A 25,338-nucleotide genomic window follows, 5' to 3' on the forward strand; every position below is an offset into this window, starting at 1 on the left:
TTCCTCGGCGACGGGCGTCGGCTCTTCCGCGGCCTGGGCCGGTTCCTCGGCGACCGCAGCGGGCTCCTCCACGGCCGGAGTGGAGTCCTCGGCCTTCGGCGAGACCTCGTCCGCGACCGGCGTCGGCTCTTCCGTGACCTGGGTCGGTTCCTCCGTGACCGCAGCGGGCTCCTCCACGGCCGTAGCAGGCTTCTCCTCGGCCGGAGCGGCCTCCTCCGTCACCGGTACGGCCTCAGCCGCGGCCTGGGCCGGTTCCTCCGTGACCGCAGCGGGCTTCTCCTCGGCCGGAGCGTCCTCCTCCACGCCCGGGGCCGGTTCCGGCACGCCCGCCGTGGCCTCCTCCGTCACCGGAGCCGATTCCGCCTCCACCGCCGTCGGCTCCTCAGCCGCCGGAGCCGTCACGGTCGGAGCCTCCGCCTCCGCCGCAGCCTCCGCCGGCGTCTCCGCCGGCTTCGCCGTCGCGGAGAGGGTGTCCTCTGTGGGGCGGGACGGCTTGGGGACCGTTACGTTGTCGAAGGCTGCTGCGACCAGGTCGTGTTCGGTGGGGGGCGCGGTGCGGGGCTCGGGGACGTGGGGGGTGGGGGCGGCCGGTTCGGTCGCCTCGGGGGTGGCGGGGGCTTCCTGCGCGGGGGGCTCCTGCGCCGGTGCTTCCTGCCTCGGCGCCTCCTGCGAAGGAACCCGTTCCGCACCCTCTGCCTCGGCCGTGTGCGTCTTGCGTGAGCGGCCGAACGCGTTCCGCAGGAGAGTGAGAATGCCCATATGCGCAACCCTTCGCGTGAGTTGATGCCCGTCAATCCCTGGCCAGGACGGACACGTAAGGTTAGCGGCCCTGAGCGGTGATCTTGGGGAGGGGTGAGTGGGCGGAAGGCAGGTGTGTCAACACCGCCTCGGCGTTCCGTCAACCTCCTTGTGGCAGCCGGGGATTCACCCGCCGTTCACTCAGCGTCAGCGCTTCCGCACATATGTACCCCTACCGTCACGGTCACACCATGGGCACGCAAGGGGAGAGTAAAGGTGCGCAAGCTTCTGCCGCTGATCGGAACGCCGTCCCAGTCGCATCCCGGCGGACGATCCGCCATGACCTGCCGTTTCCGGTGTGGTGACGCCTGCTTCCACGAGGTGCCCAACACCAGCGCCAACGACTACGTCGGTGACGTCATCGCCGGTGCCCTGAGCCGCCGCTCGATGATGCGCGCCGCCGCCGTCGTCACCGTCGCGGGTGCCGCCGGAGCGACGGGCGTCGTCGCCGGGGCGCGTCCGGCCGCCGCGGCGGCCCAGGAGTCGACCGCGGCCTCCGCCGCCTCCGCGGCGCAGAAGACCTCGAAACCGGGCGGCAAGGCAGCGAAGGGGCTGCGCTACAGCAGCGTCGCGCCGAACACGACCGACGCCGTGGTCGTCCCGGACGGGTACGGGCAGAACGTCGTGATCCGCTGGGGCGAGCCCATCCTGCGGGGTGCGCCGGCCTTCGACCCGGAGAACCAGACGCCGGCCGCCCAGGCGGGCCAGTTCGGCTACAACAACGACTTCCTCGCGCTGCTGCCGCTGCCGGGCGAGCGGAACCGGCAGCTGCTCGTCGCCAACCACGAGTACACCGACGAGATCCTGATGTTCCGGGGCTACGACGCCGCCAACCCGACCCGGCAGCAGGTCGAGATCGCCTGGGCCGCGCACGGCCTGTCCGCCGTCGTCGTGGAGGAGGACCGCACGACCGGCAAGCTCGTCGCCGTCCCCCGGCACTCGCTGAACCGGCGCGTCACCGCCACCACCGAGTTCCGCCTGACCGGTCCCGCCGCCGGCTCCGACCTGCTGAAGACGTCCGTCGACCCGACGGGCACCAAGGTGCTCGGCACGCTCAACAACTGCTCCGGCGGCACCACCCCGTGGGGCACCACCCTGCACGGCGAGGAGAACTTCAACCAGTACTTCGCCAACAGCAGCCGGACGACGGACAAGCGGTACGGCATCGGCACCGGCGCCACCGAGCGCAAGTGGGAACGGTTCGACAAGCGGTTCGACGTCGCCCAGGAGCCGAACGAGGTGCACCGGTTCGGGTACGTCGTCGAGTTCGACCCGTACGACCCGACGTCCACGCCCCGCAAGCACACCGCCCTCGGCCGGTTCAAGCACGAGGCCGCGACCGTGCGGCTGACCTCCGACGGCCGGCCCGTCGTCTACACCGGTGACGACGAGCGCTTCGACTACTTCTACAAGTTCGTCGGCAGCAAGCGGATGAAGCACGGCAGCTCCCGCGCCGCCCGCGAGCACAACCTCTCGCTGCTCGACGAGGGCACCCTGTACGTCGCCAGGCTCACCGGCGACTCCCCGGCCGTCGAGATCGACGGCACCGGCACGCTGCCGGCCGACGGCGAGTTCGACGGCAGCGGCGAGTGGATCCCGCTGGCCACCGCCACCGCCGAGGGCGCCGTCTCGCACGTCGAGGGCATGACCGCGGAGGAGGTCTTCGTCTTTACGCGGCTCGCCGGTGACAAGGTCGGCGCGACGAAGATGGACCGGCCCGAGGACATCGAGCCCAGCCCGGTCACCGGCAAGGTGTACGTCGCCCTCACCAACAACAGCAACCGCGGTGTCGGCTCCAACGCCAAGCCGGACGAGGCCAACCCGCGCAACGCCAACAAGCACGGGCACGTCCTGGAGCTGACCGAGCGCCGCAACCGGGCGGAGGCGACGGAGTTCGCCTGGTCGCTGTTCCTGGTCGCGGGTGACCCGGAGGACCCGGCGACGTACTTCGCGGGCTTCCCGAAGGACTCGGTCAGCCCGATCTCCTGCCCGGACAACGTGGCCTTCGACCCGCACGGCAACCTGTGGATCTCCACGGACGGCGCGCAGCTCGGCTCGCACGACGGTCTGTTCGGCGTGGCGACGCGCGGTGCGCGGCGCGGCGAGCTGAAGCAGTTCCTCACCGTGCCGACCGGCGCCGAGACCTGCGGTCCGCTCATCCAGGACCGCCGTGTCCTGGTCGCCGTCCAGCACCCGGGTGAGGTGGACGGCGCGTCCGTGGAGAAGCCGGCCAGCACCTGGCCGGACGGCGCCGGCAAGATCGTCCGCCCGGCGGTCGTGGCCGTGTGGCGCCAGGACGGCGAGGACATCGGCGTCTAGCGGCCGGTGCCGTTCGCGCTCCACCGTCCCCGGTTCAGCGGGGCCGGTGGAGCGTGAGGTCCACCAGCAGGGAGCGGTGGTCGGTGCCGGGCAGGTCGAGGAAGCGGGCGCGGCGCGCGGAGAACTCCCCGGAGACGAGGACGTGGTCGATCTGGGCGCCGAGGGCGGGCGTGGTCCGGGTCGGCCAGCTGGGTTCGCGGTGCGCCCCGGCGAGGCGGGCGGCGTCGTACAGCCCGGTGTCGAGGACGCGGCGGAACGCGGCGTGGTCCTGGGAGGCGTTGAAGTCCCCGGCGAGGATCAGCGGCCCGTCGGCGCGGTGCGCGGCGGCGAAGTCCGCCAGCCGGCCGAGCTCCCGCTTCCACAGGGCGACCTGGCGGGGCAGCGGCGGCTTGGGGTGCGCGAGCTGGAGCCGTACGGGGTGCCCGTCGACGTCGGCGACCGCCCCGGGCATGCCCATCCGGCCGGGCACGCCCGCGGTCGGCGTGAGCGGGAACCGGCTGAGGATGACCGACCCGACCGAGGTGTCCCCCGGCACGGCCCGCCGGTGCGGGTAGCCGCCCCCCAGCTCCCGCACCACCGCCGCCTGACAGCCGTACTCGCACTCCTCGACGAACACCAGGTCGGGCCGCTCGCGTCGCACGGCGGCGATCAGCGCGTCGGTCGCCCGGCCGAACTCGACGTTGGAGGTGAGGACGCGCACCCGGGCGACCGGCACCCCCTCGGGCCGGCTCCCCTTCCCGTACGGCTCGGTGAACCAGCCGAGCAGGGCGAGCAGCACGGCCCCCCACACCAGCCCGGTCCACCAGCGCGCGAGCAGGGACAGCGCCAGCCCGAGCCCGGCCGGCACGAGCAGCCACGGCAGGAAGGCGAGGAGCTGCGGTACGGGCGTGACGGCGTCGGTGTCCGCGGTCCGGCACCCCACGACCAGGCTCACCCCGGCGCACAGCGCCCCCGCGCACCAGCGCCCGACCAGCGTCCACCGCCGCCGCCCGCCGGGCACGTCAGCGGAACTCCCGTACGACCTCGATGCGTCCGACGATGTGAGCGTTGAACTCATCCAGTTCCTCCGCCGGCACCCACAGCTCCAGGATGGTCTCTCCCCCGGCCCGCCGTACGGGATACCGCCGGAGGAAGTCGCTGTCGACCTCGAACCGGGTGACGTACCCGGCTCCGGACGCGGGCACGTTCCAGTCCCGGGCGATCCGCACCGCGTAGTCCTCGTTCAGCACCGGGTAGAAGATCGGCTGTTCGGGCAGCCGGGGCGGCCAGGCGGTCCATCCGGACGCCTCGACGAGGGCCAGTTCCTCCGGGCCGGTGGGACGCCAGAGCGTCGTCGTGCTGGGCATGCCCGGTGACGGTAGCCGGGCGGGTGCCGGTCCGGCCAGGGATTACCCGCCGGCCAGTCCGGCCAGGGATCACCCGCCGGCCGGCCCTGCCACCCCCGGACGGAGGGGAACGTCCCATGGAGTGGCGCGGGGGCTGACCGAGGTGAGCCGCGGTCAGGGGGACTGGGGGACAGGCGGCGTGGGGGCGTGGGGGTGGTTCAGCCGAGGCGGCTGGGCGGGTGCGTGAGCGGTGTCTGGGGCGGGGGTGAGGCCGGGGGCGTGGGTGTGGCTGTGGGTGTGGGCGCGGGTGGGGTTCCGGGGGCGGGGGGCGCCGGGGTGGGGCCGGTCGGTGGCCGGCGGGAGTGCGCCGTGCGGCGGACGCGGATCTGCCGGGTGAGCCACACCGTGCCCGCCACCGTCAGGCCCGCCGTCAGCAGCAGCCAGGACACCGTGCGCAGGGTCGAGGTGAGGGCGTCGTAGACGGCGGCCGCGGCCGGGCGGTGGGTCTGGTCGGGGAGGTCCCCGAGAGTGAGCCGGCGGCCGAGCGCCACCGCCAGGCCCAGGAACGCGCCGCCGAGGGCCGTGCCGAGGGCGGTGGCGGTGAGGGCGCGGCGGCGGTGCACCGCGACGGCGATGCCCGTGGCGGCCAGGGCCACCGCCGCGACCGGGAGCCAGAAACCGGCGACGTCCAGCACGTGGTAGCCCTTCCGGAGCGTGGCCAGGTCGTTCGCCGGGAGCAGGGCGACGCTGGTGTGCCGGATCGGCACCTTCTCGGCGAACGGCACCCGGTCGGCGACGAGCTGCGCCTTGAGACGCGTGGTCACCGGAGCCAGGTCCACGGAGATCCCGCGGGCGCGTTCGTCGTGCAGCGCCGTCATGACGGCCTTGTGCGCCTCCTCGTTGCCCGCGTCCCACGCCCGGCGGTAGGCGCTGGTCCGGGTGAAGGAGCGCACCGCGTCGTGCACGAAGGGCGTCACCTCGGGGTGCAGGGGGCGGTGGCGGTCGGTGGCGGCCTCCCGCAGGATGCCGGCGGCCACCGCGTCCACGACCTCGTCCTGGACGGCGGGGTCGGAGGCCAGCGGCGCCATCGTGGTGACGTAACGGCCCGTGTCCGTGAGGCCGTACGCGGCCCAGGCGGCCAACGCGCCGAAGGGCAGCAGGAGGCAGGCCAGGGCGATGGTGACGGCCGAGACGGCGGTTCGCAGGCGTCGGGACACGCCCTCAGACAACGGGAGCGGCGGCGGGTGCGCCAGCGGGGCTGGGCCGCTCGGGTGACGGCCGCCCACGGACGGCCGGTTGCCCCGCCGTCCGGTGCGGCGACCGGCCGGTCGGCCCGCCGTCCGGTGCGGTGACTGTCCGGTCGGTCCGCCGTCCCCGCAGGTGGCGGGCGGCCGGTCGGTCCGTCGTCCGCGCAGGTGGCGGGCGGTCTTGCGGTCTCCGGTGGAGGGTTCACCCGAACGGGTGTCTCATGGATCAGGGGGGACGGGAGAAGGAGGCGATGATGCGCACCACTCCGATCCTGCGGGCTCTGGCCGCGGTCCTGCTCACCGGTGGAGCCCTCGCCGTCACGGCGGCGGGCACCACGGCGTCGGCAGCCCCGCGGGCCACCGCCGAAGCACGAGCGAACGGCGTCGACTGCCTGGTCCTGGGACACGACTGGAGTGCCACCCTGGCCGACGCCTTCAGTTACTCGAGCTCCTGGACCGTCGGCGTCTGCGAGGCCTCCGTTGATACGTCCGGTACCTCGTCGGGCGAGTGGGAGTGGACCCCACTGGCCCGGTGAGTGGAGGGATGAGGGAAGTGGGCCCCGGCGAAAAACCGCCGGGGCCCACGTATGTCCTCGCGGGTCGGACGACCGTGGGTCGGAGACCGTGGGTCGGAGACCGTGGGTCGGAGACCGCGGGTCAGAAGATACGGTGTCCCTCCGCGTCCTCGTGCGTGTAGTAGCGGTAGAACAGCACCCCGAACCAGCCCGCCGCGCACGCCACGGCGATGCCCGCCGAGTTCAGCACGCTCGCGCCGGTCTGGCTGATCAGGAAGCCCACCGCGCAGCCGGTGAACGCCGCCCACAGCAGGGCGTGCACCTCACGCCGCATGCGGGAGGCCAGGGCGCGTACGGCGGCGTACAGCCCGACGAACACGAGCGCCGTCACGAAGCCGAACAGGATGTTCCAGCCGGTGACCGGGCCGCCGTGGCGCTGGTTGGCGGCGGCCCAGTAGCCGTAGACCAGCCCGAGGGTGACGGGTGTCGCCCACTTCGCGATCAGGTGGGTCCGCGCGCCGAAGACGTCGGGCGTCGTGGTGGTGACGGCGGACGGGGGCCGCACGCTCGGTGCGGGTGCCGCATGAGCCATGAGAGCACTCCTCTCTCCTCGCCCCCGGTTTCCAGGGCACACCTGGGCGCGGGCGGTGGCAAGTCGGCCGGTTGCCTGTCGCCGCCCGTGCCGGGCCGGCCGGTTGCCTGTCGCCGCCCGCGGCGGGCCGGCCGGTCGCCCGCCGCCGCCCGTGGCCGGCCGGTCGCCGCTGCCGCCCGTGGCCGGGCGCCGATCTTCGCGGACGGCGTGCGGGGCCGAGACCGACGAAGGCCCCGTACGGGGACGTTTGCAGACCTGGGCCCCTCCTTTGCAGCAGCAGCGGTTACGGTGCTGCCGTACGTGATCGACAGGGGGAGGGACGATGCCCGGAACCGTGCTGCTGCTGGCGGCCTCACCCGTGGGCAAGGGATGCCTGGTGGAGGCGGCCTCCGTGCTTCCCGTGCTCGCGGCGGTGCCGCCCGCGGTGCTGGCCGGCACCGACACCGCGAACGTCGTCGAGCTCGCCGATCCGCTCGAACCGCAGGCCGTCCTCACCCGGCTGCGGGCCGCCGCGGCCGCCCCCGGGCCGCTGACCGTGTTCGTCGCCGGTCAGCTCCAGCTCGACCGGCGCCAGCGGCTGCCCCATCTCGCGCTGGCCCGTACGACACCGGCGACCGTCCGGTACACGGCCTTCCCCTGGCACTGGTTCCGGGAGGAGCTGCGGCTGCGGCCGGCCGGGGCGACGACGCTGCTGGTCGACCTGCACGCGGACGCGGAGACCTGGCAGTGGCTGCGGGGGCGGGGCCTGGACTGCGGGCCGTCGGTCGCCGTGCACGGGCGGATCGCGCCGCCGCCCGGACGGCGGCGGGTGGCGTCGCCGACGTACATGAGGGCGGTCGCGACGATACTGCGCAGCGGCGGGCGGCCGCCGGCGGAGCAGTTGCACCAGATGGCGTTGGCGCGGATCGCGTCGGAGGGGGAGGTGGGGGACCTGGTGGTGTCCGGAGTGGGACCCGCCGGAGCCCCCTCCGCCCCCTCTGCCTCCTCCGCGGCCGCGGCCCCGTTCGCCGTGGCTCCCTTCCCCGGCTCCCCGTTCCCCGGCGGTGCTGTCCCGGTCCCGGCCCCGGTCCCGGCCCCGGTCGCGGTCCCGGTCGCGGTCCCGGCCTCTCCTGCCGTAGCGGCTCAGACCCCTCCGGCCGCCGCCTTCCCCGGCTTCCCGGCGCCCGGCTCTCCGCCGGCCGTCCCCGCCGACGCCGCGCTCCCCGCCCCCGCCCCTCCCACGGCACCCGTCCCGGCGGCCCCCGAGCCCGCCTCCGCGCTTCCCGTACCGGCCCCGGCGGTCCCGGCGGTCACCGGCACCACCCGGACGCCGGAGGGCGCGCAGGACGGCCCACAGGGCACCGCGCAGGACGGCCCACAGGGCACCGAGCCGGACGTCCCGCAGGGCATCGAGCCGGACGCCGCGCTGGGCACCGAGCCGGACGCCGCGCTGGGCACCGAGCCGGACGCCGCGCCGCACGTTCCGGAGGGCATCGAGCCGGACGCCGCGCTGGGCACCGAGCCGGACGCCGCGCCGCACGTTCCGGAGGGCACCGCGCCGGATGCCGCGCCGCACGTTCCGGAGGGCACCGCGCCGGATGCCGCGCCGGACACCCCGCAGGGCACCGGGTCGGACGTCACCCCGGACGACGCGGCGCCCGACGACGACCCCCACGCCGCGATCACCACCGCCGTCCAGTCCGGGCAGCACGCGGACGCCGACGCGCTCGCCGCCCGCTGCGAGCGGGCCGCCGCGGCCGCGCACGGGCCCGGTTCGGAGGAGGCGCTGCACTGGGCCGAGGTGCGGGCGGACCTGGCGATGTTCGCGGGGGACGCGGAGCGCAGCTGCCGTACGTGGATGGCGGTCGCGAGCGCGCGGCTGGCCGCCGGGCAGCCGGCCGACGCGCCCGCGGTGGAGGCGGCCGTGGACCGGGCGCACCACCAGTGGGGCCGGATCCCGGACGCCGACCGGGCCAGGGAACTGGGCCCGGACCTCGCCGACCTGCGCGGCCGCGTCCCGGGCCGCCGCGAGGGCGCCCTGGACCACGTCCGCCAGCACCTGCACCAGTTGCAGACCCAGGGCTGAGGCTGAGCAGGCCTCCGGTCAGGCGGAGGACCCGACGTTCCGGCCGCCCGTCACTCCGCCCCCCGCACCCCGTCCTCCACCGCCGCCGAGGGGACCGGGCGGTCGGACGTCGCCTGGGCCGGGATCGCGTTGGCCGCGGTGACGAGGGCCGCCACGGCGACGACGGCCGCGGCCAGGGCCCTGGCGTACCGACCGGAGGAGCGGCCGTAGGGTGCGGATGTGCGTCCGGGCACGGCAACCTCGCAACGTCGGCTTCTTCGGCGGGCAAAAAAGCGATTCCTGCCACGGCTGCTGGTGTCAACCGTGTATTAAGCATGGTTAATTCGATGTTTAACCTAGGGGCTGGGCGAGCCCAACGGCAAGGGCCCTAGGGGGAGTTGGGGGGAGTCGGGGCGTGCGCGAGCGGGACGAACCGGAGGTCATCGGACGCCGGGTGCAGCGGCTGCGGGTCGAACGCCGGCTGACGCAGCGGCAGTTGGCCGAGCCGACCTACACCCCTGCCTACGTCTCGACGCTGGAGGCGGGCCGGGTGCGCCCCTCCGACGACGCGCTCAGGCACATCGCCGAGCGGCTCGGGGTGGACTTCGACGAACTGGCGACCGGGCGGCCGGCCCGGCTCGTCACCGACCTGAGGCTCCGCCTCACCGAGGCCCAGCGCGTCCTCGCCACCGGGGAGGCGGAGGAGGCGGCCCGGCAGTACGCGGGGCTGCTCGCGGAGACCGAGGAGCACGCGCTCGTCGAGGAGCGGGCCACCGCCCTGCTCGGGCTCGGCGAGTGCGGCATCGAGGCGGGGGACCTGGAGACGGCCCGGGGGTTCTTCGAGCGGGCGGAGACGTGCCTGGCCGGGGCGCCCCTCACCGCGCGGGTGCCGGCCCTGCGCGGCCGGGCCGTGGCCCACTACCTCGCCGGGGAACTCCGCTACGCCGTGTACCTGCTGGAATCCACCCTCGACGAGCTCAACCGGGGCGGCCTGCACGACCCCGACGCCCTCCTGCTGCTCTACGCCTCCGTCATCGGCCCCTACATGGACATGGGCGCCCACGCCCGTGCCGCGCAGGCCGCCGAGTTCGCCCTCGCCCTCGCGCCGAAGGTCGGCGATCCGGCCCTCGTGGCCCGTATGCACCGCTCCGTCGCCCGCACCCTCCTCGCCGAGGGCCGCGTCGCCGAGGCCGACGCCTCCCTCGCCAAGGCCGCCGAGCTCTACCGGCAGCTCCAGCTGCGCACCGAGCTCGCCAACTGCCACTGGATGCGCGGCTACGTCTGCGCCCAGAACGGCGAGCTGGAGCGGGCCGAGGACGAGCTGAGGCAGGCGCAGGCGATGCTCTCCGCGCAGCGCGCCGCCCTCTACAGCAGCCAGGTCGCCGTCGAGCTGGCCGACGTCCTGCACCGCCGGGGCAGGTCGCAGGAGGCGGCCGCGCTGCTGCACGGTGTCCTCGGGGACCTGTCCTCCGAGCGCGGGGCCGTGCACGCGGCGGGCGCGCACCGGCTGCTGGGCATCATCGCCGAGGACGCCCGTGACACGGAGACCGCCGAGGAGCACTACGTCCGCGCCCTGAGCCTGCTGGAGCGGGCCGGGGCCGCCGGTGACCTCGCCGACCTGTGCCGGCTCCTCGGTGACCTGCTGCGGCGCACGGGGCGGGTGGAGGCCGCCCTCGACGCGTACCGGACGGGGCTGGGCCACCGTACGGCGCCGGGGACGACCACCCTGGGGCCGGCCCCGGCCCAGCCGCCGCTGTAGCCGGACGGCGCTCGCCCCGGGCGGGGCCGTTGCCGGGTGCGGGTCGTGGTGGGTTGTTCGCGCAGTTCCCCGCGCCCCTGGGGCGGATACCCGCACGTCCGCTGCCGTAGCAGATGTGCGGTGTGCACAGGTTTCTCTTCGGTGATCCCGAGGGTCCGCACAGTCGTCGTGGTTAGCGTGCCCGCGACGACGACGGGCGGGACCGGAGAGTGCAGAACGAACGAACAGTGGCCGACGGGCTGCGCCTCGGCGTGCGCGTGCTGGTGTACGCCGTCCTCGGGGGCACCGCGCTGCTCGCCGTCGCCACCGTCGTGGCCGTGCTCGGCCCGACGCTCGCGCTCGACCTGTACACCCCGCCCGTGGCCGCCTGGTGGACGGTCTTCACGGCCATCGCCGTCCAGGGCGTGCCGTTCCTCCTCCTCGGTACGGTCGTCTCGGCGGCGATCGGCGCGTTCGTGCCGGAGCGGGTGCTCCGACGGCTGCTGCCGCGCCGGCCGGCGTTCGCCGTGCCGGTCGCCGGGGTCGCCGGGGTCGTCCTGCCGGGCTGCGAGTGCGCGTCCGTGCCGGTGGCCGGGAGCCTGATGCGGCGCGGGGTCGCCCCGGCGGCGGCCCTCGCCTTCCTGCTCTCGGCGCCCGCGATCAACCCCGTCGTGCTCGTCGCGACCTCGATCGCCTTCCCGGGGCAGCCGATGATGGTCCTGGCCCGGCTGGTCGCGTCGCTCGGCACCGCCGTGGTGATGGGCTGGCTGTGGGCGCGGTTCGGCCAGGAGAAGTGGCTGCGCCTGCCGCGCCGGCCCGCCGCGCACGCCACCGGCGCCCGCGCCTTCCTCATCGGACTCCAGCACGACTTCCTGCACGCCGGCGGCTTCCTCGTGCTGGGCGCGGCGGCCGCGGCGACCTTCAACATCGCCGTCCCGCGCTCCGTGCTGGACCTGTTCACCGGCTCGCCGTGGCTGTCGGTGCTGCTGCTGGCGCTGCTGGCGGTGGTGCTGTGCGTGTGCAGCGAGGCCGACGCCTTCGTCGCCGCCTCGCTGAGTGCCTTCCCGGCGACCGCGCGGCTGGCGTTCATGGTGGTCGGGCCGATGGTCGACCTGAAACTGATCGCTCTCCAGGCCGGTACCTTCGGCCGCGCCTTCGCGGTGCGGTTCGCGTCCGTGACCTGGGTGGTGGCCGTGGCCGCCAGTGTGCTCGTGGGGTGGTGGCTGCTGTGATGCGGCGGTACGGACCGGCGGTGCTGCTCCTGCTGACGGGCGGGGCGGTCCTGCGCATCGCGCTCTTCAGCGAGCTGTACCTGCGCTACGTGCAGGCGGGGCTGCGGCCCTACCTGATCGTCTCCGGGGCGGCGCTCGTCCTGCTGGGACTGGTGACGGCGGTACTCCGCGGCCGCACGGCGGACGGTCACGGGGAAGACGACGGTCACGGGGAAGACGGCGGCCACGACGAGGACGGCGGTCACGACGAAAACGGCGGTCACGACGAGGACGGCGGTCACGCGGACCACGGCCACGACGAGGACGGTCACGAGGACGACGGCCACGGTCACGGCCACGCCCATCACCCCGCCGGCCCCCGTCTCGCCTGGCTCCTCACGCTCCCCGCCCTGGCCCTCCTCCTCTTCCCGCCGCCGGCCCTCGGCTCCTACAGCGCCGAGCGGGAGGCCGCGCAGCAGGCCGCGCAGGGCGTCGGGACCTTCCCGGCGCTCCCGGCCGGGGACCCGCTGGACCTCACCCTCTCCGAGTTCAGCTCCCGCGCGATCTACGACAGTGACCGCTCGCTGAAGGGCCGTACGGTCCGTCTGACCGGCTTCGTCACGCGCGGCGACGACGGCGCCTGGTACGTCACCCGCCTCGCCGTCGCCTGCTGCGCCGCCGACGCCACCACCGGCAAGGCCGAGGTCCGCGACGCGGACGCGCCGACCGTCGACACCTGGGTCACGGTCACGGGCACCTGGCACCCGAAGGGCACCCTCGGTTCGGAGAAGGCCTGGCCGCCGGTCATCGACGCGGTGTCGGTCCAGCGGATCGAGCAGCCCGCGGATCCGTACGAGGACGCGTAGGCCCGCCGGTTTCCGCCACGGGCGGGGGGTACCCGGCCGGACGACGGAGAGGTCACTGCGGCAGGCGTACGCGGAGGTGGTCGGCGTGCGCGATCGGGACCGGGAGCGGATCACCGACGTGATCGCCCAGGAGGTGCGCGACGCGGAACCCGGTGAGGTTCCCGAGCGGCTGTGCGCGGCGGCGGTGCGGCTGCTGCCGGTGAGCGGCGCGAGCGTGTCCCTGCGCGGGGACGGGATGCTCGTGCCGCTGAGCGCGAGCAGCGAGCTGGCCGCGCACCTCATGGAGGTGCAGGCCACGCTGGGGGACGGCCCCTGCCAGCGGGCCGCGGACACCGGCGCGCCCGTGTTCGCCTCCGACCTCACGGCGGGCCGGGACGCCGGCCGCTGGCCGGTGTTCGCCCAGCAGGCGGCGGCCGCCGGGGTGCGGGCCGTGTACGCGTTGCCGCTCGGCGACAGCGCGGTGTGCGTGGGCACCCTCGACCTCTACCGGGAGGCCCCCGGCGAGCTGGACCCCCAGGAGGTCCGTACGGCCCGCTATGTGGCCGACGTCGTCACGGTCGCGCTGATGGCGCTGCCCCGCGGGGAGGAGGCGGGCCGGCTCGGCGACGGCCTCTGGCTGAGCCCCCTGGCGACCGGCCACGACGAGGTGTACCAGGCCGTCGGCATGGTCATGGCCCAGCGCGGGGTCCCCGCCGACGAGGCGCTGGACCTCCTGCGCGCCCACGCGTTCGCGGAGGGCCGCACGGTCCTCGACATGGCGCACGACGTCGTCGCCCGTTCGACCCGCTTCGACGCGGACTGACGGGGCCCACCGGGTCCGCGCCTCACACCTGCGCCCGGCCCAGCTTCCTGACCTCCGTCAGCCGCCGCACGCCCAGTTGCACGGCGGCCTGCGTGGCCTCGTTCGGCACGTCGTTGAGGCTGCCGTTGGTGAGGGCGAAGGTGTCCTGGCCGGCGCGGACGACGGCGACGTCGAGGTCGAGGGAGACCGGGTCGCCGTCGGTGCTCCAGTCGGTCAGCGTCACCCGCAGGCCCTGCCGGGCGTCGCCGACCGCCGGCAGGCGCAGCTCCCTGACCGACACGTCGAGCACGGTGCCGTCCGGTGCCGTCGCCGTGAACCGCGCGCACTTCTCGGGCAGCGTCCGCAGCCAGGCCAGGACCCGGTCCGCCTCCGCCGGGCGCAGGCCGCCGAGCTGGTAGCGCAGCTGGGCCTCGCTGTCCGGGTCGTCGAGGGCGACGACGGCGCGGGCGGGGCCCCCGAGCAGCTCGTCGGTGTACAGGCCGTCGAGCAGTTTCTGGCAGTCCGCGGTCGGCGTGGTCGCCTTGAGCATGCCGTCCCGCCAGGCGGCGGTGCCGCGCGTCGGGGTCCAGGGCGCGCCGAGGTCGGTGTCGGTGATCAGCGCGGCGTGCGCCTGGTCCTCGGTGAGGACGGGGACGTTCGCGGGCGCGGAGGGCTTGCCCGACGGCTTCTCCACGGTGGGGAGCGGCTGCCGCGCGGTCGGGGGGTGCTCCAGGCCGAGGGTGGCGCAGGCGCTGGCGGTGAGCAGCAGCCCGGTGACGGAGAGGGCGGAGGCGAGGAGCATACGGCGGGTCATCGGGGCGTGCCTCCTGGAGGAACGGCGGTCTGCCGGGGGAAGGGCGGTGTGCCGGGGGCCGGGGAAGGGCGGTCTGCTGGACGGCCGTCGGCCGTCGGCCGGGCCGGGCGTGCGGCCACCCGGCCGGGCCGACGGCCACCCGGCCGGCGGTCAGCAGGGCTGCCTCCTCTTCACGGCACCATCAAGCAGGCGGCCCGACCACGCGGCGGAGCCGTCCGGATGACGGGACCCGGTGCGGACGGGTGAACGCGGGCGGGCGGGAGGCGTCGCCGCCGGAAGGCCGCCCGGGAGCCGGGAGAATCCGCCGCCGTCCGGGGGGTGTCCGGGAGCCTGGGGAGTTCGCCACCCCCGGAAGGCTGCTCGGGAGCCGGGGGAATGCGCCACCCCCGGAAGGCCGCTCGGGAGCCGGGGGAGTCCGCTGCCGTCGGGGAGTACCCGGAAACCGGGCGCGTCCCCTGCCCGCCCCCCCCGCGCCGCCCGCCCGAAAACCCGTCGCCCCCTCCCCGCCCCCCTTGCTACGTTCCCCCCATGAAGCGCGCCCTTCCGTCCGCCACCGCCACGACGACGCCGGAGAGTGTCCCGGCGCGCTGACCACTGGATGTCCGAAGCCCCGGGGCGAGTGCCCCGGGGCTTCGTCGTGGGTGCTCGTCCCTCCTGGTTCCCGAGGAGGAGCAGCCATGCACGACCACCGCCGGCTCGGCCGTGAGCTCGACCTGTTCGACACCGATCCCCTCATGGGCGCGGGCCTGCCGTACTGGCTGCCCGACGGCGCGGTCGTCCGCCACACCCTGGAGGAGTACGTCCGGGAGCTGGAGCGGGCGGCCGGCTACCGGCACGTGTACTCGCCGGTCCTCGGCAAGCGCGACCTGTACGAGATCTCGGGTCACTGGGACCACTACCGCGACGACATGTTCCCGCCCATGGAGCTGGGCTCGGAGCAGGTCGTGCTGCGGCCCGGCCTCTGCCCCCACCACGCCCTGATCTACCGCTCCCGCTCCCGCAGCCACCGGGACCTCCCGCTCCGGATCGCCGAGCTGGGCGGGATGTACCGCGCGGAGCTGTCCGGCGTCCTCGGGGGTCTGACCCGCGTGCGGGCCATCACCCTCAACGACGCGCACGTCTTCTGCACCCCGGAGCAGGCGGTGGAGGAGGCCCGCGCGGCGCTCGCCCTGATCGCCCGCGCCTACGCCGACCTCGGCATCCGCGCCTCCCGGCACCGTCTCTCCCTGCCCGGCGGGGGCGGCAAGTACGTGGCCGACCCGGAGCTGTGGCGGCGGGCGACCGCGCTGCTGCGGGAGGTGCTGGACACCTCGGGCCTGGAGTACGAGGCGGCCGAGGGGGAGGCCGCCTTCTACGGCCCCAAGATCGACGTGCAGATCACCGATCCGGCGGGCCGCGAGGCCACCCTGTCCACCGTTCAGATCGACTTCCACCAGCCCGAGCGCTTCGGCCTGCACTACATCGGCGCCGACGGCGCGAAACACCGGCCGGTCATGGTCCACCGGAGCGTCATCGGCAGTGTGGAGCGGGCCGTGGCCCATCTGATCGAGGCGCACGGCGGCGCGTTCCCGGCGTGGCTGGCGCCCGTGCAGCTGGCCGTGCTGCCGGTGGCGCGGGCCCAGGAGGAGCGGGCGCACGCGGTGGTGCGGGAGGCGGTGGCGCGCGGGCTGCGGGCGGAGGTCCACGGCCCCCGCGAGGGCACCCTCGGCGCCCGGATCCGGGCGGTGCGCCGGGTGCCGTACCAGGCGGTGCTCGGCGAGCGGGAGGCCGACGGCGGACTGGTCGCCGTACGGCTGCGGGACGGGCGCCGGCCGGGGGCACTGCCGGTGGACGAGGTGCTGCGCCGGATCACCGGCCGGGTCGCGGCGCGCGGGCCGGAACTGTGGGCGGCTGCGTAAGGTCACTGACGTAACGCCGAACCCCGAGCTCGCCCCCGACCCCGACCCCGACCCCGCGCCCGAGCCCGACCCCGACCCCGACCCCGATGTGGGAGGAGCACCGCCGTGACCCGTCACCACCCCATCCCGGTGATCATCGACTGTGACACGGGCGTCGACGACGCCCTGGCCCTGCTGTTCGCCGTACGGCACCCCGGTCTGGATGTGCGGGCGGTGACCTGCGTCGCCGGGAACACCGACGTGGACGGGGTGGTGCGCAACACGCTGACCGTGCTGGAGCAGGCGGGCGCGGGCGACATCCCGGTCGCCCGGGGCGCCGAGCGTCCGCTGATCGAGCCGGTCCGCACCGCCCGGCACGTGCACGGGCAGGACGGGATGGGCGACCTCGGGCTGCCCGCGCCGACGCGGGTCCCGGTCGACGTGGACGCGGTGACGCTGCTGCGCCGCGAGATCCTCGCCTCGCCGCGTCCGGTCACGCTGATCCCCACCGCGCCGCTCACCAACATCGCCCTGCTGCTGCGTACGCACCCGGAGGTGGTGCGCAACATCGAGCGGATCGTGTTCATGGGCGGCGCGGTGGCGACCGGGAACGCCACGCCGGTCGCGGAGTTCAACGTGTGGCACGACCCGGAGGCCGCGGCGATCCTGCTCACCGCCGGGGTGCCGCTCACCATGTACGGCCTGGACGTGTTCCGGCAGGTCCTGGTCCCGGCGGCGGACGTCCAGCGGCTGCGCGCGAGCGCGGAGCCCCGGCTGCGGCTGGCGGGGGAACTCCTCGCCCACCGCGACCCGGCGACGTCCGGCGACCCCACGCCCACGGGCGGCCTGGGGGACGCGGGCGCGGTCTGCGCGGTCGCCGACCCGGCGGGCCTGACCACCGAGCCGCTGCCGGTCGAGGTGTCGCTGGCGCCCGGCCCGACCCGCGGCCAGACGGTCGTCGACCGCCGCCCGCGGCCGGGCGAGGCCGAGATCCACGAGGGCGCCCGCGAACAGCGGCTGGTGGACGTGGCGTTGGGGGTGGACGTGGAGCGGTACGTGAGCCTGTGGCTGACGACGGTGGAGAAGCCGTAGGCCCACCGCCTCCCCGCCGCCTCCCGGAGGCGCCCCGCACCCCACAGCAGGCGCCCGCCCGCCCCACCCAGGGGCGCGGGGAACTGCGCGAGCAACCCACCACGACCCGCACCCGACGACGGACCCCCGCGCCCCCGCGCTCCCGCACCCCACAGCAGGCGCCCGCCCGCCCCACCCAGGGGCGCGGGGAACTGCGCGAGCAACCCACCACGACCCGCACCCGACGACGGACCCACCACGCCCCGCGCCCCCGCGCTCCCCACGCCCCCCGCGCAGGGGGTGCGCACGGCAGCGCCGGGAGGGCGCGCGCGGCGGCGCGGACGTTGTCCTTCCCGGCGAAGTGGACAGGCTTCTGTGCGTGACCGACTACGACACAGCTCCCGTGGCCGATCCCATGGCCGACCTGTCCTCCCGCAACCCCGACTGGTGGCGCCAGGCCGTCGTCTACCAGGTGTACCCGCGCAGCTTCGCCGACGCCGACGGCGACGGGCTCGGGGACATCAGGGGCGTCACCGAACGCTTAGCGCACCTGGGGGCGCTGGGCGTCGACGCGCTCTGGCTGAGCCCCTTCTACCCTTCCGAACTGGCCGACGGCGGCTACGACGTCATCGACTACCGGGACGTCGACCCGCGCCTGGGCACGCTCGACGACTTCGACGCGCTGGTCGCCGAGGCGCACCGGCTCGGTCTGAAGGTGATCGTCGACGTCGTCCCCAACCACACCTCCCACCGGCACGTCTGGTTCCAGGAGGCGCTGGCCGCCGGCCCCGGCTCACCCGCCCGCGCCCGCTACGTCTTCCGCGACGGGCGGGGCGAGCACGGTGAACTCCCGCCCACCGACTGGCAGTCCGTCTTCGGCGGCAGCGCCTGGCAGCGCGTGCCCGACGGCCAGTGGTACCTGCACCTCTTCGCGCGCGAGCAGCCCGACCTCGACTGGGGTCACGAGGAGGTCCGCGAGGACTTCCGCACCACCCTGCGCTTCTGGTCCGACCGGGGCGTCGACGGCTTCCGCGTGGACGTGGCCCACGCCCTCGTCAAGGACCTGCGCGAGCCGCTGCGCGACCTGGGGGCGCCCGCGCTGAGCGCGGAGGACGCGCTGGAGGGGATGGAGCCGGGCACCCACCCCTTCTACGACCGCGACGAGGTCCACGACGTCTACCGGGACTGGCGGCGCGTCCTGGACGCCTACACGCCGCCCCGCACGGCGGTCGCCGAGGCCTGGGTCCCGGGCGCCCGCCGCGCCCTGTACGCCCGCCCCGACGAACTGAACCAGGCCTTCAACTTCGAGTACCTGCAAGCGTCGTGGGACGCGGCGGCGGTCCGCGAGGTCATCACGTCCTCCCTCGCCACCGCCCGCGCCGTGGGCGCCTCCGCGACCTGGGTGCTCTCCAACCACGACGTCGTCCGGCACGCCTCCCGTCTGGTGCTCCCGCCGGGCACGGACACGAACGCCTGGCTGCTGTCCGCCGGTCACGCCCCGCCCGTCGACGAGGAGGCCGGCCTGCGCCGCGCCCGCGCGGCCACCCTGCTGATGCTGGCGCTGCCGGGATCGTCGTACCTCTACCAGGGTGAGGAACTGGGGCTGCCGGAGGTCGCCGGGCTGCCCGTGGAGGTCCTCCAGGACCCCCTGTGGGAGCAGTCGGGCCGGGTCCGCAAGGGCCGTGACGGCTGCCGGGTGCCGCTGCCGTGGACGACGTCCGGTCCGTCGTACGGCTTCGGCGCGGGCGGGGCGTGGCTGCCGCAGCCGTCGTCGTTCGCGCGGTACGCCGTCGCGGCGCAGGACGGCGCGGAGGGCTCCACCCTGGAGTTCTACCGCACGGCCCTGCGGCTGCGCCGCAAGCTGCTGGACGGCGAGGAACTGGTCTGGGCGGACGGCACCCCGCCCGGCGTGCTCGCCTTCACCCGCTCCGACGGCTGGCGGTGCGTCGCCAACCTGTCGGACGCGCCGGTGCCGTTGCCGCCCGGGGAGGTGCTGCTGAGCAGCGGGCCCCTGGACGGCGACGGGCGGCTCGCACCGGACACGACGGTCTGGCTGGCGTAACAGGCGAGGGGCCCTACCCGGCCGTCGGCGTCGGCGTCGGCGCCGGGGTGGCCCCGCCCACCACGGCCGCGGCGTCGATGTCCACGGGGGTGGACGTGGCGGTCGGCGGCGGTGTGAGGACGACGGTCGGCTGGCCGGCGGCCGGGGGCGGCGGGGTGAGGTCCGACGCGGGCAGCTTCGGCGGGCTGGTCTGCTGGAACAGCGACTGGTCGAAGTCGACCAGGCCGGTCTTCTCCATCACCGTGATGTGGTCGAGGACGGTGTCGTTGGCCTGGTCGGCCAGCGCCCGCACCAGCGAGTTCTTGGTGGTGGAGCGGATCTTCGCGACGGTGTTGAAGATGGAGCCGTGCGTCTGGCGCAGGATGTTGGCGAACTCGACGTCGAAGTCCTTGCCGGTCTTCGCGTTGATCTGGTTGACGAAGCCGACCTGCTGCGGGCTGGCCACGTTGGGCAGGGTGATGTTCAGCATCGGCGCGATCTTGCGGCAGGTCGTGTCGAGCGCCGCGTGCCCGTCGACCAGGTGCTCGCTGGCGGTCTTGACCGCCGCGCTCTGCCCCTTCTGCAACCCGATCACTCCGAGCGGGTACTCCCACAGCCCGGCCGCCCGCACCTTGACCACGAAGTCCCGGTCGCCCTCCGTCAGCGGGCCCCACTGGGTGTTGGCGATGATCCGGTCGTTCGAGGTGGACACCGTGTCCAGCCCCAGCATCGACGGATAGGCGAGGGCCACGAGGGTCAGGCTGAGAGCGCCGCCCACGAAGGCGGTTCCCACCGTGTTCCGCGAAAAGCGCACCGTTCCTCCTGCCCGGTCGGGGATGCCCGCCACGCGAACACCGTGCTCGGCGGGGCCGTACACACAGGAGTACGGACGCGGAGCCGCGGGAATTCACCGGTCCGCGCGGGAATTTCGGCCGACGGAACCGAGGGGGCGTCGCCCATGACGACGGCGAGGGTCACGGAACTCACCTACTACCCGGTGAAGGGCTGCGCCGGCATACCGCTCCCCCGGGCCCGGCTCACCTCCGCCGGCCTCGCCCACGACCGCGCGTACGTGATCGTCGACGAGGCCGGGGAGCCGCGCTGGCAGTGGGGCGACCCGGCGCTGGCCCTGATCACCCCCGAGCACGACCCGGCGACCGGCACCCTGACCCTGCGCGCCCCCGGCCACGAGCCACTGCGCCTGCACGACGCGGAGAAGGACGGGCAGGAGGAGGAGGCGGCGGCACGCTGGCTGACCCGGCTCCTGGGCCGCCCCACCCGGCTCCGCCGCGACCGCCCGGACGCCGACGGCGACGGCGGGACCGGGAACATGAACCGCCTGCACGTCGTCTCCCGCGCCAGCCTCAACCACCTGAACCGGAAACTCCACGAGCGCGGCGCCCCACCCCTCCCCATGAACCGCTTCCGCCCCAACCTTGTCATCGACGGCTGGACCGCCCCCCACACCGAGGACACCACCGCCCACCTGTCCATCGCCGGCACGGAACTGACCTTCACCGAACGCACGATCCGCTGCGCCGTCACCATGGTCGACCAGGAGACGGGCCGCCGTGCGGGCCCGGAACCCCTCCGCACCCTGTCCACCTACCGGCGCGAGCCGGAGGGCGTGGCGTTCGGGGCGTACTTCACGGTGGCGCGGGAGGGGGAGGTGGCGGTGGGGGACGTGGTGACGGAGCGGGGTTGACGGCGATGTGTTGACGGCCACCTCGTCGGCGTCACCCGATCGGTGGCCATGCAGAAGGCTCAGTATTCGGTGAGATCCACGACCACGTCACAGTGCGGATCGTCGGAAGGCCGGTGCAGATGCTTGTTCGCCAGGAAGGCCGGGGACACCAGAGCGCCGAGCAGCCCGGGTCCGGTATTGCTGATTTTCACGTCCACACCGTACGTACGGTCCCGCTCGGGCGAACGGAAATAGAGGCGAATACGTTCGCCGTCCGTGATGACCGCACCGATGAACAGCGGTTTCCACGACACGTGCGTGGTGACGAGTGAACGGACGAGACCGAGCAGACAGGCCGTGCCCGCCTCCTCGGCCTCAGCGTCAGGAGAGTTCACAGCCCGTCTCAGTTCAGGAGGAGGACGACCTCGTCGATCTCGCCGCCGCGAGCCTGGGCGAAGCCCCTGTCCCGCCCGGTGACGACGAAGCCGCACTTCTCCAGCACCCGGATCGAACCGGCGTTGTCGGCCGCCGCGCGGGCGTGCAGCGGCCGGGTGCCGACCAGACCGACCAGCGCGGTCAGCGCCGCCGTGGCGATGCCGCGCCCCCAGTGGGACCGGTCGATCCAGTACGTGACCGAGCGCTCGTCCGGCGGCCCGTACACCGAGGCGTGGCCGACCACCTCGTCGTCGGCGAGCACCGTGCGGATCACGATGTCCGGGTTGGTGCGGATCCTCGCCCAGTAGCCGTCGAACTGCTCCCGGTCGTAGTGGTACTTCCTGGTCACGGCGGCCACGTGCTGTGCCGCGGGGTCGGACAGGTGCTCCCAGAAGACGGGCAGGTCACTGTCACGCACTTCGCGCAGGGAGATCATGTCGACGGTCGCTCCTGGCGGGCTGGTCCTCAAACGGCCCTGGAGCGTACCGCGTTGAGCAGGTGATCGAGCGGGGTGCGGGTGGTGGTGAGGACGGTGGCGGGGTCGTCGGACTCGCGGAGGTGGAGGGTGGTGGGGGTGGAGGCGAGTTCGAGGCAGTTGTTGCCGTCGTCCGGGCCGGAGTAGGACGACTTCTGCCAGTTCTCTGGACTGGTCATGGCATGCGCCTCACAGTTCCTTCGCCATCCTGTGCATGAAGTCACGTGATCTGTCGGGTTCGAGCGATACAGACTCCACTTTACGGAAGCGCGTGCGACAGACGCTCAGCTGAGCCTCTGAGTTGATGAAGGCCGAGCCATGGGGTACGTCACGGACAACCGTGTCCAGCTTGGGGACGGGACCGCCCACGTAGGTCATGGCGCTGGCCGCTCTGCCGAAGTTGTCGAGGTCGAAAGGGATGACGCGCAGGGTGATGTGGTCCCTCTCGGACAGCTCCAGCAGCCGGAGGAGCTGATCCCGTGAGGCGGTACGATCGCTCACCCTGATGCGTAGCGCCGCCTCATGCAACACGACCTCGTACGGGCGGGGACAGGGCCCGTCGACGGCCACTTGGCGGGCCTTTCGGTGCTCGACGCGCACCTCAAGTTCCTCCTGCGTGAGTTCAGGGACTCGAGCCGAGAAGACGGCGCGAGCGTAAGCCTCCGTCTGCAACAGGCCGGGCACGTAAAGGATGGCCACTTCACGCTGGAACGTCGCATGGTGATCCAGCTCTGACAGGTCCAGGAACGATGTCGGCAGCAGCCCCCGGTACTCCTCCCACCAACCACGCGTCCGGTCGGTAGCCATCGCGACCAGGGCGTCGACGAACTCGTCGTCCGTGCAGGCGTAGTGAGATGCGAGACGGCGGAGTCGCTTCTCGCTCACGCCCGCGAGTCCCGACTCGATGTGAGTGATCTGGGCGGGACTCACTCCGAGCAGCGCCGCGGCCTGACGGGCGTTGAGGCCGGCCGCCTCGCGCAGTCTGCGCAGTTCAGTCGCCAGTCGCATCTGACGTGCCGTTGGTTCGCGCCTCACGGGTCTCGACTGCTCCTCGGTTCAACGCGCGCGTAGGCGCAACTCGTTCGGAGTCAGATTACGCGACCGGCTTGCGGCATCTCTAAATTTAGATCTACCGTCAGTGACGTAAGAATCACTCTGCGGAAGCGCACTGCTCCGTCCTGCCATGGCGGCTGCGGCATTGCCACCGCGCCCTCGTTCCCTCCCTCACCCCCTCACGAACGGAGCTGACGCATGTCCGAAACCGCCACGGCCCCCACTCCCTGGGAGTACTCCCTCTACATCCCCAACGACCCGAGAGCCGTCCCCGTTTCGCGCCGCACCCTGCGCCTGATCCTCGCCCTCCACGGCCTCGCCCACCTCACCGACACCGCCGAGCTGATCGCGAGCGAGTTGCTCGCCAACGCCGTGCGGCACACCAGTGGCCCCGCCGCCCTCCGCATCCGCTACGCCGACGGCGTCCTGCGCGTCGGGGCCTGGGACGCCGACCCCGAGCCACCGGACCCGCCCGCGAAGCTCGACGACCTCGCCGACGACGCCGAGGACGGCCGGGGCCTGGCCCTGGTCCGGGCCTGCGCGGACGTCTGGGGCTGGCAGCCGCTGTCCCGCCTCGGGCATCGCGGCAAGTACGTGTGGTGTGACCTGGCCACCGCGTAGCTCGTTGATCACGTCGGACAGAAAGGAGAGCCGATGGTCGGCTCGTCGCACGAGGCCATGCACCGCATCTTCCAGAAGGACCCCGCGCTGCTGACCCGTGCCCTCCAGAAGGTGTTGCAGGTCCCGTTCCCCGACCCGTACGACTTCGCGGCGATGAACGTGGACCTCACCGAGATCGAACCGGTCGAACGCCGCGTGGACACGCTGCTGCGGGCGGAGACCGGTGAGGGCACGTACCTGCTGGTCGTGGAGTCGCAGGGGAAGCCGGACGAGAGGAAGCGCGGCAGCTGGCCGTACTACCTCAGCTACCTGTACGAGAAGTACCGCTGTGAGCCGGTGCTCATCGTCGTCACGCAGAACAGCGCGACGGCGCGCTGGGCGTCGGAGCCCATTCACCTCGGGGTGGCCGGATGTCCGTCGCTGACGGTGCGCCCGTTCGTCCTCGGCCCGGACAACGTGCCGGTGATCGCGGACGAGCGGGAGGCCGGACAGGACGTACCACTCGCGGTGCTCTCGGCCATGACACACGGCCGGGGACGGCAGGCCCCCGCCATACTGGACTCCTTGGCGGCAGCCCTGCGGACCATCGACCGCGACACCGCCGCGGTCTTCGTGCAGTTCGTCGACTCGTGCCTGGCGGACGACCAGGCCCGGCAGATGTGGAGGGACCTGATGACGGCGATCCAGTACTTCTGGCGGCACCCGCTCGCCGAGCAGGTGCGCGAGGAGGGGCGAGTGGAGGGGCGCGAGGAAGTCCGTGTTCAGGAGAGGGCGGATACGGTCGTGCGGATTCTCGGTTTCCGTGGCGTCCCCGTCTCCGACGCCGTCCGCGCGCGAGTGGAGTCCTGCTCCGACCTCGACCGACTCGCCCTGTGGCAGAAGCGGGCCTTGCACGTGGAGAAGGCTGAGGACATCTTCGTCGAGGACCCCAGCTGATGCCGATGCAGAACGACTGGCGGCACCCGCTGGCCGAGAAGATCCGCGAGCAAGCCTTCAGGCAAGCGTATGAGGAAGGCTTCAAGGAAGGCCTTATCGAGGTGCGGGCGGAGGGGGTCGTCTGGATTCTCGGCTTCCGTGGCATTCCGGTCTCCGACGCGGTGCGCGAGAGGGTGGAGTCCTGCTACGACCCCGACCGACTCGCCCTGTGGCAGGACCGGGCCATGCGTGCGGAGAAGGCGGAGGACATCTTCGACGACCGCGACTTGACCGCACCACCCCCGCCCCACCCTCAGTAGCGCACCGCCCGCGGCACCTCCGCCCGTACGTTGCCCGGCAGCTGGTGGGTGCTGCGGGCCGTGGCCGTCTTCTTCCCGCCCGCCGGTACGTCCGCGACGGTGACGAGGACCGTGTCCCGCCAGGTGCCGTCGGGGTCGTTGAAGTCGACCTGGACGGCGAAGGACTTCGCCGAGTCGGCGGAGTTGGTGGCGGTCACCTGCACCGTGGTGCGGTTGCCGGCGACGGTGGGGGCGCCGAGCTTCACGTCGTCCTTGGCCTCGACGCCGCCCTTGATGGAGTCCAGCTTGCGGCCGGCCTCCGCCGTTGCCGACGCGAAGGCGGACGCGGCCTGGCTGCCGACCGATTGGGCGGCGGAGGCCGCGCGGCTGGTCACGGACGACGGGTTGGTGTCGTCCGTGCAGCCGGACAGCGTGGCGGACAGCAGGACGGCGCACGCCACCGCCACCGCCGCTGCCGTCGGCGCGGCTGCGCCCGCCCCGCGTATTCGGTGAGCTGCCATGGGGATCTACCTCCTGTGGCGTCCGGTCGGGTCCGGCCCCTACCGGGGGCCGACTCCAGTGAAAGACGCCACGCCGCCCCCCGCACCCCGGTTCAC

Annotated in this window: 26 protein-coding genes; 14 read left to right on the forward strand and 12 right to left on the reverse strand. The window is 73.8% G+C overall.

The window, feature by feature from the left end; all coding sequences use genetic code 11:
• The first annotated feature begins 1,014 nt into the window (after positions 1–1,014).
• Positions 1,015–3,117: a PhoX family protein gene (locus ACFYWQ_RS25120; RefSeq protein ID WP_389519100.1), complete on the forward strand. Its 2,103-nt coding sequence runs from the start codon at positions 1,015–1,017 to the stop codon at positions 3,115–3,117.
• A gap of 34 nt (positions 3,118–3,151) precedes the next feature.
• Here ACFYWQ_RS25120 and ACFYWQ_RS25125 read toward each other — a convergent pair whose 3' ends face one another.
• From ACFYWQ_RS25125 to ACFYWQ_RS25135, 3 genes are all read right to left on the reverse strand, one after another.
• Positions 3,152–4,174 (reverse strand): endonuclease/exonuclease/phosphatase family protein, encoded by a 1,023-nt coding sequence (locus ACFYWQ_RS25125; protein WP_389519101.1) that lies wholly within the window; start codon positions 4,172–4,174, stop codon positions 3,152–3,154.
• Positions 4,119–4,463: a hypothetical protein gene (locus ACFYWQ_RS25130; RefSeq protein WP_389519102.1), complete on the reverse strand. Its 345-nt coding sequence runs from the start codon at positions 4,461–4,463 to the stop codon at positions 4,119–4,121. Before ACFYWQ_RS25130 ends, ACFYWQ_RS25125 begins: the two co-directional genes overlap by 56 nt.
• A gap of 197 nt (positions 4,464–4,660) precedes the next feature.
• On the reverse strand, positions 4,661–5,659 hold the full coding sequence (locus tag ACFYWQ_RS25135) for a hypothetical protein (protein WP_389519103.1): 999 nt from the start codon (positions 5,657–5,659) through the stop codon (positions 4,661–4,663).
• A gap of 284 nt (positions 5,660–5,943) precedes the next feature.
• On the opposite strand from ACFYWQ_RS25135, the gene ACFYWQ_RS25140 reads away from it, so the two are divergent.
• On the forward strand, positions 5,944–6,225 hold the full coding sequence (locus ACFYWQ_RS25140; RefSeq protein WP_389519104.1) for a hypothetical protein: 282 nt from the start codon (positions 5,944–5,946) through the stop codon (positions 6,223–6,225).
• Positions 6,226–6,346: 121 nt separating this feature from the next.
• Here the strand turns inward: ACFYWQ_RS25140 and ACFYWQ_RS25145 are convergent, their stop codons facing one another.
• On the reverse strand, positions 6,347–6,796 hold the full coding sequence (locus tag ACFYWQ_RS25145) for a hypothetical protein (protein ID WP_389519105.1): 450 nt from the start codon (positions 6,794–6,796) through the stop codon (positions 6,347–6,349).
• Between the two features lie 322 nt (positions 6,797–7,118).
• On the opposite strand from ACFYWQ_RS25145, the gene ACFYWQ_RS25150 reads away from it, so the two are divergent.
• On the forward strand, positions 7,119–8,861 hold the full coding sequence (locus ACFYWQ_RS25150) for a hypothetical protein (protein ID WP_389519106.1): 1,743 nt from the start codon (positions 7,119–7,121) through the stop codon (positions 8,859–8,861).
• A gap of 50 nt (positions 8,862–8,911) precedes the next feature.
• On the opposite strand, the gene ACFYWQ_RS25155 is transcribed toward ACFYWQ_RS25150, so the two are convergent.
• On the reverse strand, positions 8,912–9,094 hold the full coding sequence (locus ACFYWQ_RS25155; RefSeq protein ID WP_389519107.1) for a hypothetical protein: 183 nt from the start codon (positions 9,092–9,094) through the stop codon (positions 8,912–8,914).
• A gap of 161 nt (positions 9,095–9,255) precedes the next feature.
• Here ACFYWQ_RS25155 and ACFYWQ_RS25160 point away from each other — a divergent pair, with 161 nt between their 5' ends.
• The 4 genes from ACFYWQ_RS25160 (at position 9,256) to ACFYWQ_RS25175 (ending at position 13,457) form a co-directional block, all read left to right on the forward strand.
• Positions 9,256–10,599 carry a tetratricopeptide repeat protein gene (locus ACFYWQ_RS25160; RefSeq protein WP_389519108.1) on the forward strand — a complete coding sequence of 448 codons (1,344 nt, stop codon included), beginning with the start codon at positions 9,256–9,258 and terminating at the stop codon, positions 10,597–10,599.
• A gap of 209 nt (positions 10,600–10,808) precedes the next feature.
• On the forward strand, positions 10,809–11,810 hold the full coding sequence (locus tag ACFYWQ_RS25165; protein ID WP_389519109.1) for a permease: 1,002 nt from the start codon (positions 10,809–10,811) through the stop codon (positions 11,808–11,810).
• Positions 11,810–12,655 carry a TIGR03943 family putative permease subunit gene (locus tag ACFYWQ_RS25170; RefSeq protein WP_389519403.1) on the forward strand — a complete coding sequence of 282 codons (846 nt, stop codon included), beginning with the start codon at positions 11,810–11,812 and terminating at the stop codon, positions 12,653–12,655. The genes ACFYWQ_RS25165 and ACFYWQ_RS25170 overlap by 1 nt, the downstream gene beginning before the upstream one ends.
• 85 nt (positions 12,656–12,740) lie before the next feature.
• On the forward strand, positions 12,741–13,457 hold the full coding sequence (locus ACFYWQ_RS25175; RefSeq protein WP_389519110.1) for a GAF and ANTAR domain-containing protein: 717 nt from the start codon (positions 12,741–12,743) through the stop codon (positions 13,455–13,457).
• Between the two features lie 22 nt (positions 13,458–13,479).
• Here ACFYWQ_RS25175 and ACFYWQ_RS25180 read toward each other — a convergent pair whose 3' ends face one another.
• Positions 13,480–14,250, reverse strand: coding sequence for a hypothetical protein (locus ACFYWQ_RS25180; RefSeq protein WP_389519111.1), 771 nt, complete (start codon positions 14,248–14,250; stop codon positions 13,480–13,482).
• Between the two features lie 677 nt (positions 14,251–14,927).
• On the opposite strand from ACFYWQ_RS25180, the gene thrS reads away from it, so the two are divergent.
• The 3 genes from thrS to ACFYWQ_RS25195 all read left to right on the forward strand — a co-directional run bounded on the left by thrS (position 14,928) and on the right by ACFYWQ_RS25195 (position 19,260).
• The gene (gene thrS, locus ACFYWQ_RS25185; protein ID WP_389519112.1) at positions 14,928–16,148 is read left to right on the forward strand and encodes a threonine--tRNA ligase; all 1,221 of its coding nucleotides are present in this window, start codon (positions 14,928–14,930) and stop codon (positions 16,146–16,148) included.
• Positions 16,149–16,253: 105 nt separating this feature from the next.
• The gene (locus ACFYWQ_RS25190) at positions 16,254–17,219 is read left to right on the forward strand and encodes a nucleoside hydrolase (protein ID WP_389519113.1); all 966 of its coding nucleotides are present in this window, start codon (positions 16,254–16,256) and stop codon (positions 17,217–17,219) included.
• A 394-nt stretch (positions 17,220–17,613) separates the two neighbouring features.
• Positions 17,614–19,260 (forward strand): glycoside hydrolase family 13 protein, encoded by a 1,647-nt coding sequence (locus tag ACFYWQ_RS25195; protein ID WP_389519405.1) that lies wholly within the window; start codon positions 17,614–17,616, stop codon positions 19,258–19,260.
• 13 nt (positions 19,261–19,273) lie between these two features.
• Here the strand turns inward: ACFYWQ_RS25195 and ACFYWQ_RS25200 are convergent, their stop codons facing one another.
• Positions 19,274–20,053: a DUF4142 domain-containing protein gene (locus ACFYWQ_RS25200; RefSeq protein WP_389519114.1), complete on the reverse strand. Its 780-nt coding sequence runs from the start codon at positions 20,051–20,053 to the stop codon at positions 19,274–19,276.
• 144 nt (positions 20,054–20,197) lie between these two features.
• Here ACFYWQ_RS25200 and ACFYWQ_RS25205 point away from each other — a divergent pair, with 144 nt between their 5' ends.
• Complete coding sequence (locus ACFYWQ_RS25205; protein ID WP_389519115.1) at positions 20,198–20,944, forward strand: MOSC domain-containing protein; 747 nt, start codon at positions 20,198–20,200, stop codon at positions 20,942–20,944.
• A gap of 59 nt (positions 20,945–21,003) precedes the next feature.
• Here ACFYWQ_RS25205 and ACFYWQ_RS25210 read toward each other — a convergent pair whose 3' ends face one another.
• The 4 genes from ACFYWQ_RS25210 to ACFYWQ_RS25225 are packed head-to-tail and all read right to left on the reverse strand — an operon-like array spanning position 21,004 to position 22,841.
• Complete coding sequence (locus ACFYWQ_RS25210; RefSeq protein WP_389519116.1) at positions 21,004–21,318, reverse strand: hypothetical protein; 315 nt, start codon at positions 21,316–21,318, stop codon at positions 21,004–21,006.
• An 8-nt stretch (positions 21,319–21,326) separates the two neighbouring features.
• Positions 21,327–21,794, reverse strand: a complete 468-nt coding sequence (locus ACFYWQ_RS25215) for a GNAT family N-acetyltransferase (RefSeq protein ID WP_389519117.1) — start codon at positions 21,792–21,794, stop codon at positions 21,327–21,329.
• 29 nt (positions 21,795–21,823) lie between these two features.
• Positions 21,824–22,012, reverse strand: a complete 189-nt coding sequence (locus ACFYWQ_RS25220) for a DUF397 domain-containing protein (RefSeq protein WP_389519118.1) — start codon at positions 22,010–22,012, stop codon at positions 21,824–21,826.
• Positions 22,013–22,022: 10 nt separating this feature from the next.
• Complete coding sequence (locus ACFYWQ_RS25225) at positions 22,023–22,841, reverse strand: helix-turn-helix domain-containing protein (protein WP_389519407.1); 819 nt, start codon at positions 22,839–22,841, stop codon at positions 22,023–22,025.
• 243 nt (positions 22,842–23,084) lie between these two features.
• Here ACFYWQ_RS25225 and ACFYWQ_RS25230 point away from each other — a divergent pair, with 243 nt between their 5' ends.
• The 3 genes from ACFYWQ_RS25230 to ACFYWQ_RS25240 are packed head-to-tail and all read left to right on the forward strand — an operon-like array spanning position 23,085 to position 24,742.
• Positions 23,085–23,507 (forward strand): ATP-binding protein, encoded by a 423-nt coding sequence (locus tag ACFYWQ_RS25230; RefSeq protein WP_389519119.1) that lies wholly within the window; start codon positions 23,085–23,087, stop codon positions 23,505–23,507.
• A 33-nt stretch (positions 23,508–23,540) separates the two neighbouring features.
• The gene (locus tag ACFYWQ_RS25235; protein ID WP_389519120.1) at positions 23,541–24,443 is read left to right on the forward strand and encodes a hypothetical protein; all 903 of its coding nucleotides are present in this window, start codon (positions 23,541–23,543) and stop codon (positions 24,441–24,443) included.
• A complete protein-coding gene (locus tag ACFYWQ_RS25240) occupies positions 24,443–24,742 on the forward strand; it encodes a hypothetical protein (protein ID WP_389519121.1) in 300 nt (99 codons plus the stop codon). The genes ACFYWQ_RS25235 and ACFYWQ_RS25240 overlap by 1 nt, the downstream gene beginning before the upstream one ends.
• On the opposite strand, the gene ACFYWQ_RS25245 is transcribed toward ACFYWQ_RS25240, so the two are convergent.
• A complete protein-coding gene (locus ACFYWQ_RS25245; protein WP_389519122.1) occupies positions 24,736–25,242 on the reverse strand; it encodes a hypothetical protein in 507 nt (168 codons plus the stop codon). The two genes, ACFYWQ_RS25240 and ACFYWQ_RS25245, sit on opposite strands and share 7 nt — an antisense overlap.
• Positions 25,243–25,338 lie beyond the last annotated feature (96 nt).

The organism is Streptomyces sp. NPDC003247 (assembly GCF_042888135.1).
In the GTDB taxonomy this organism is placed as follows: domain Bacteria; phylum Actinomycetota; class Actinomycetes; order Streptomycetales; family Streptomycetaceae; genus Streptomyces.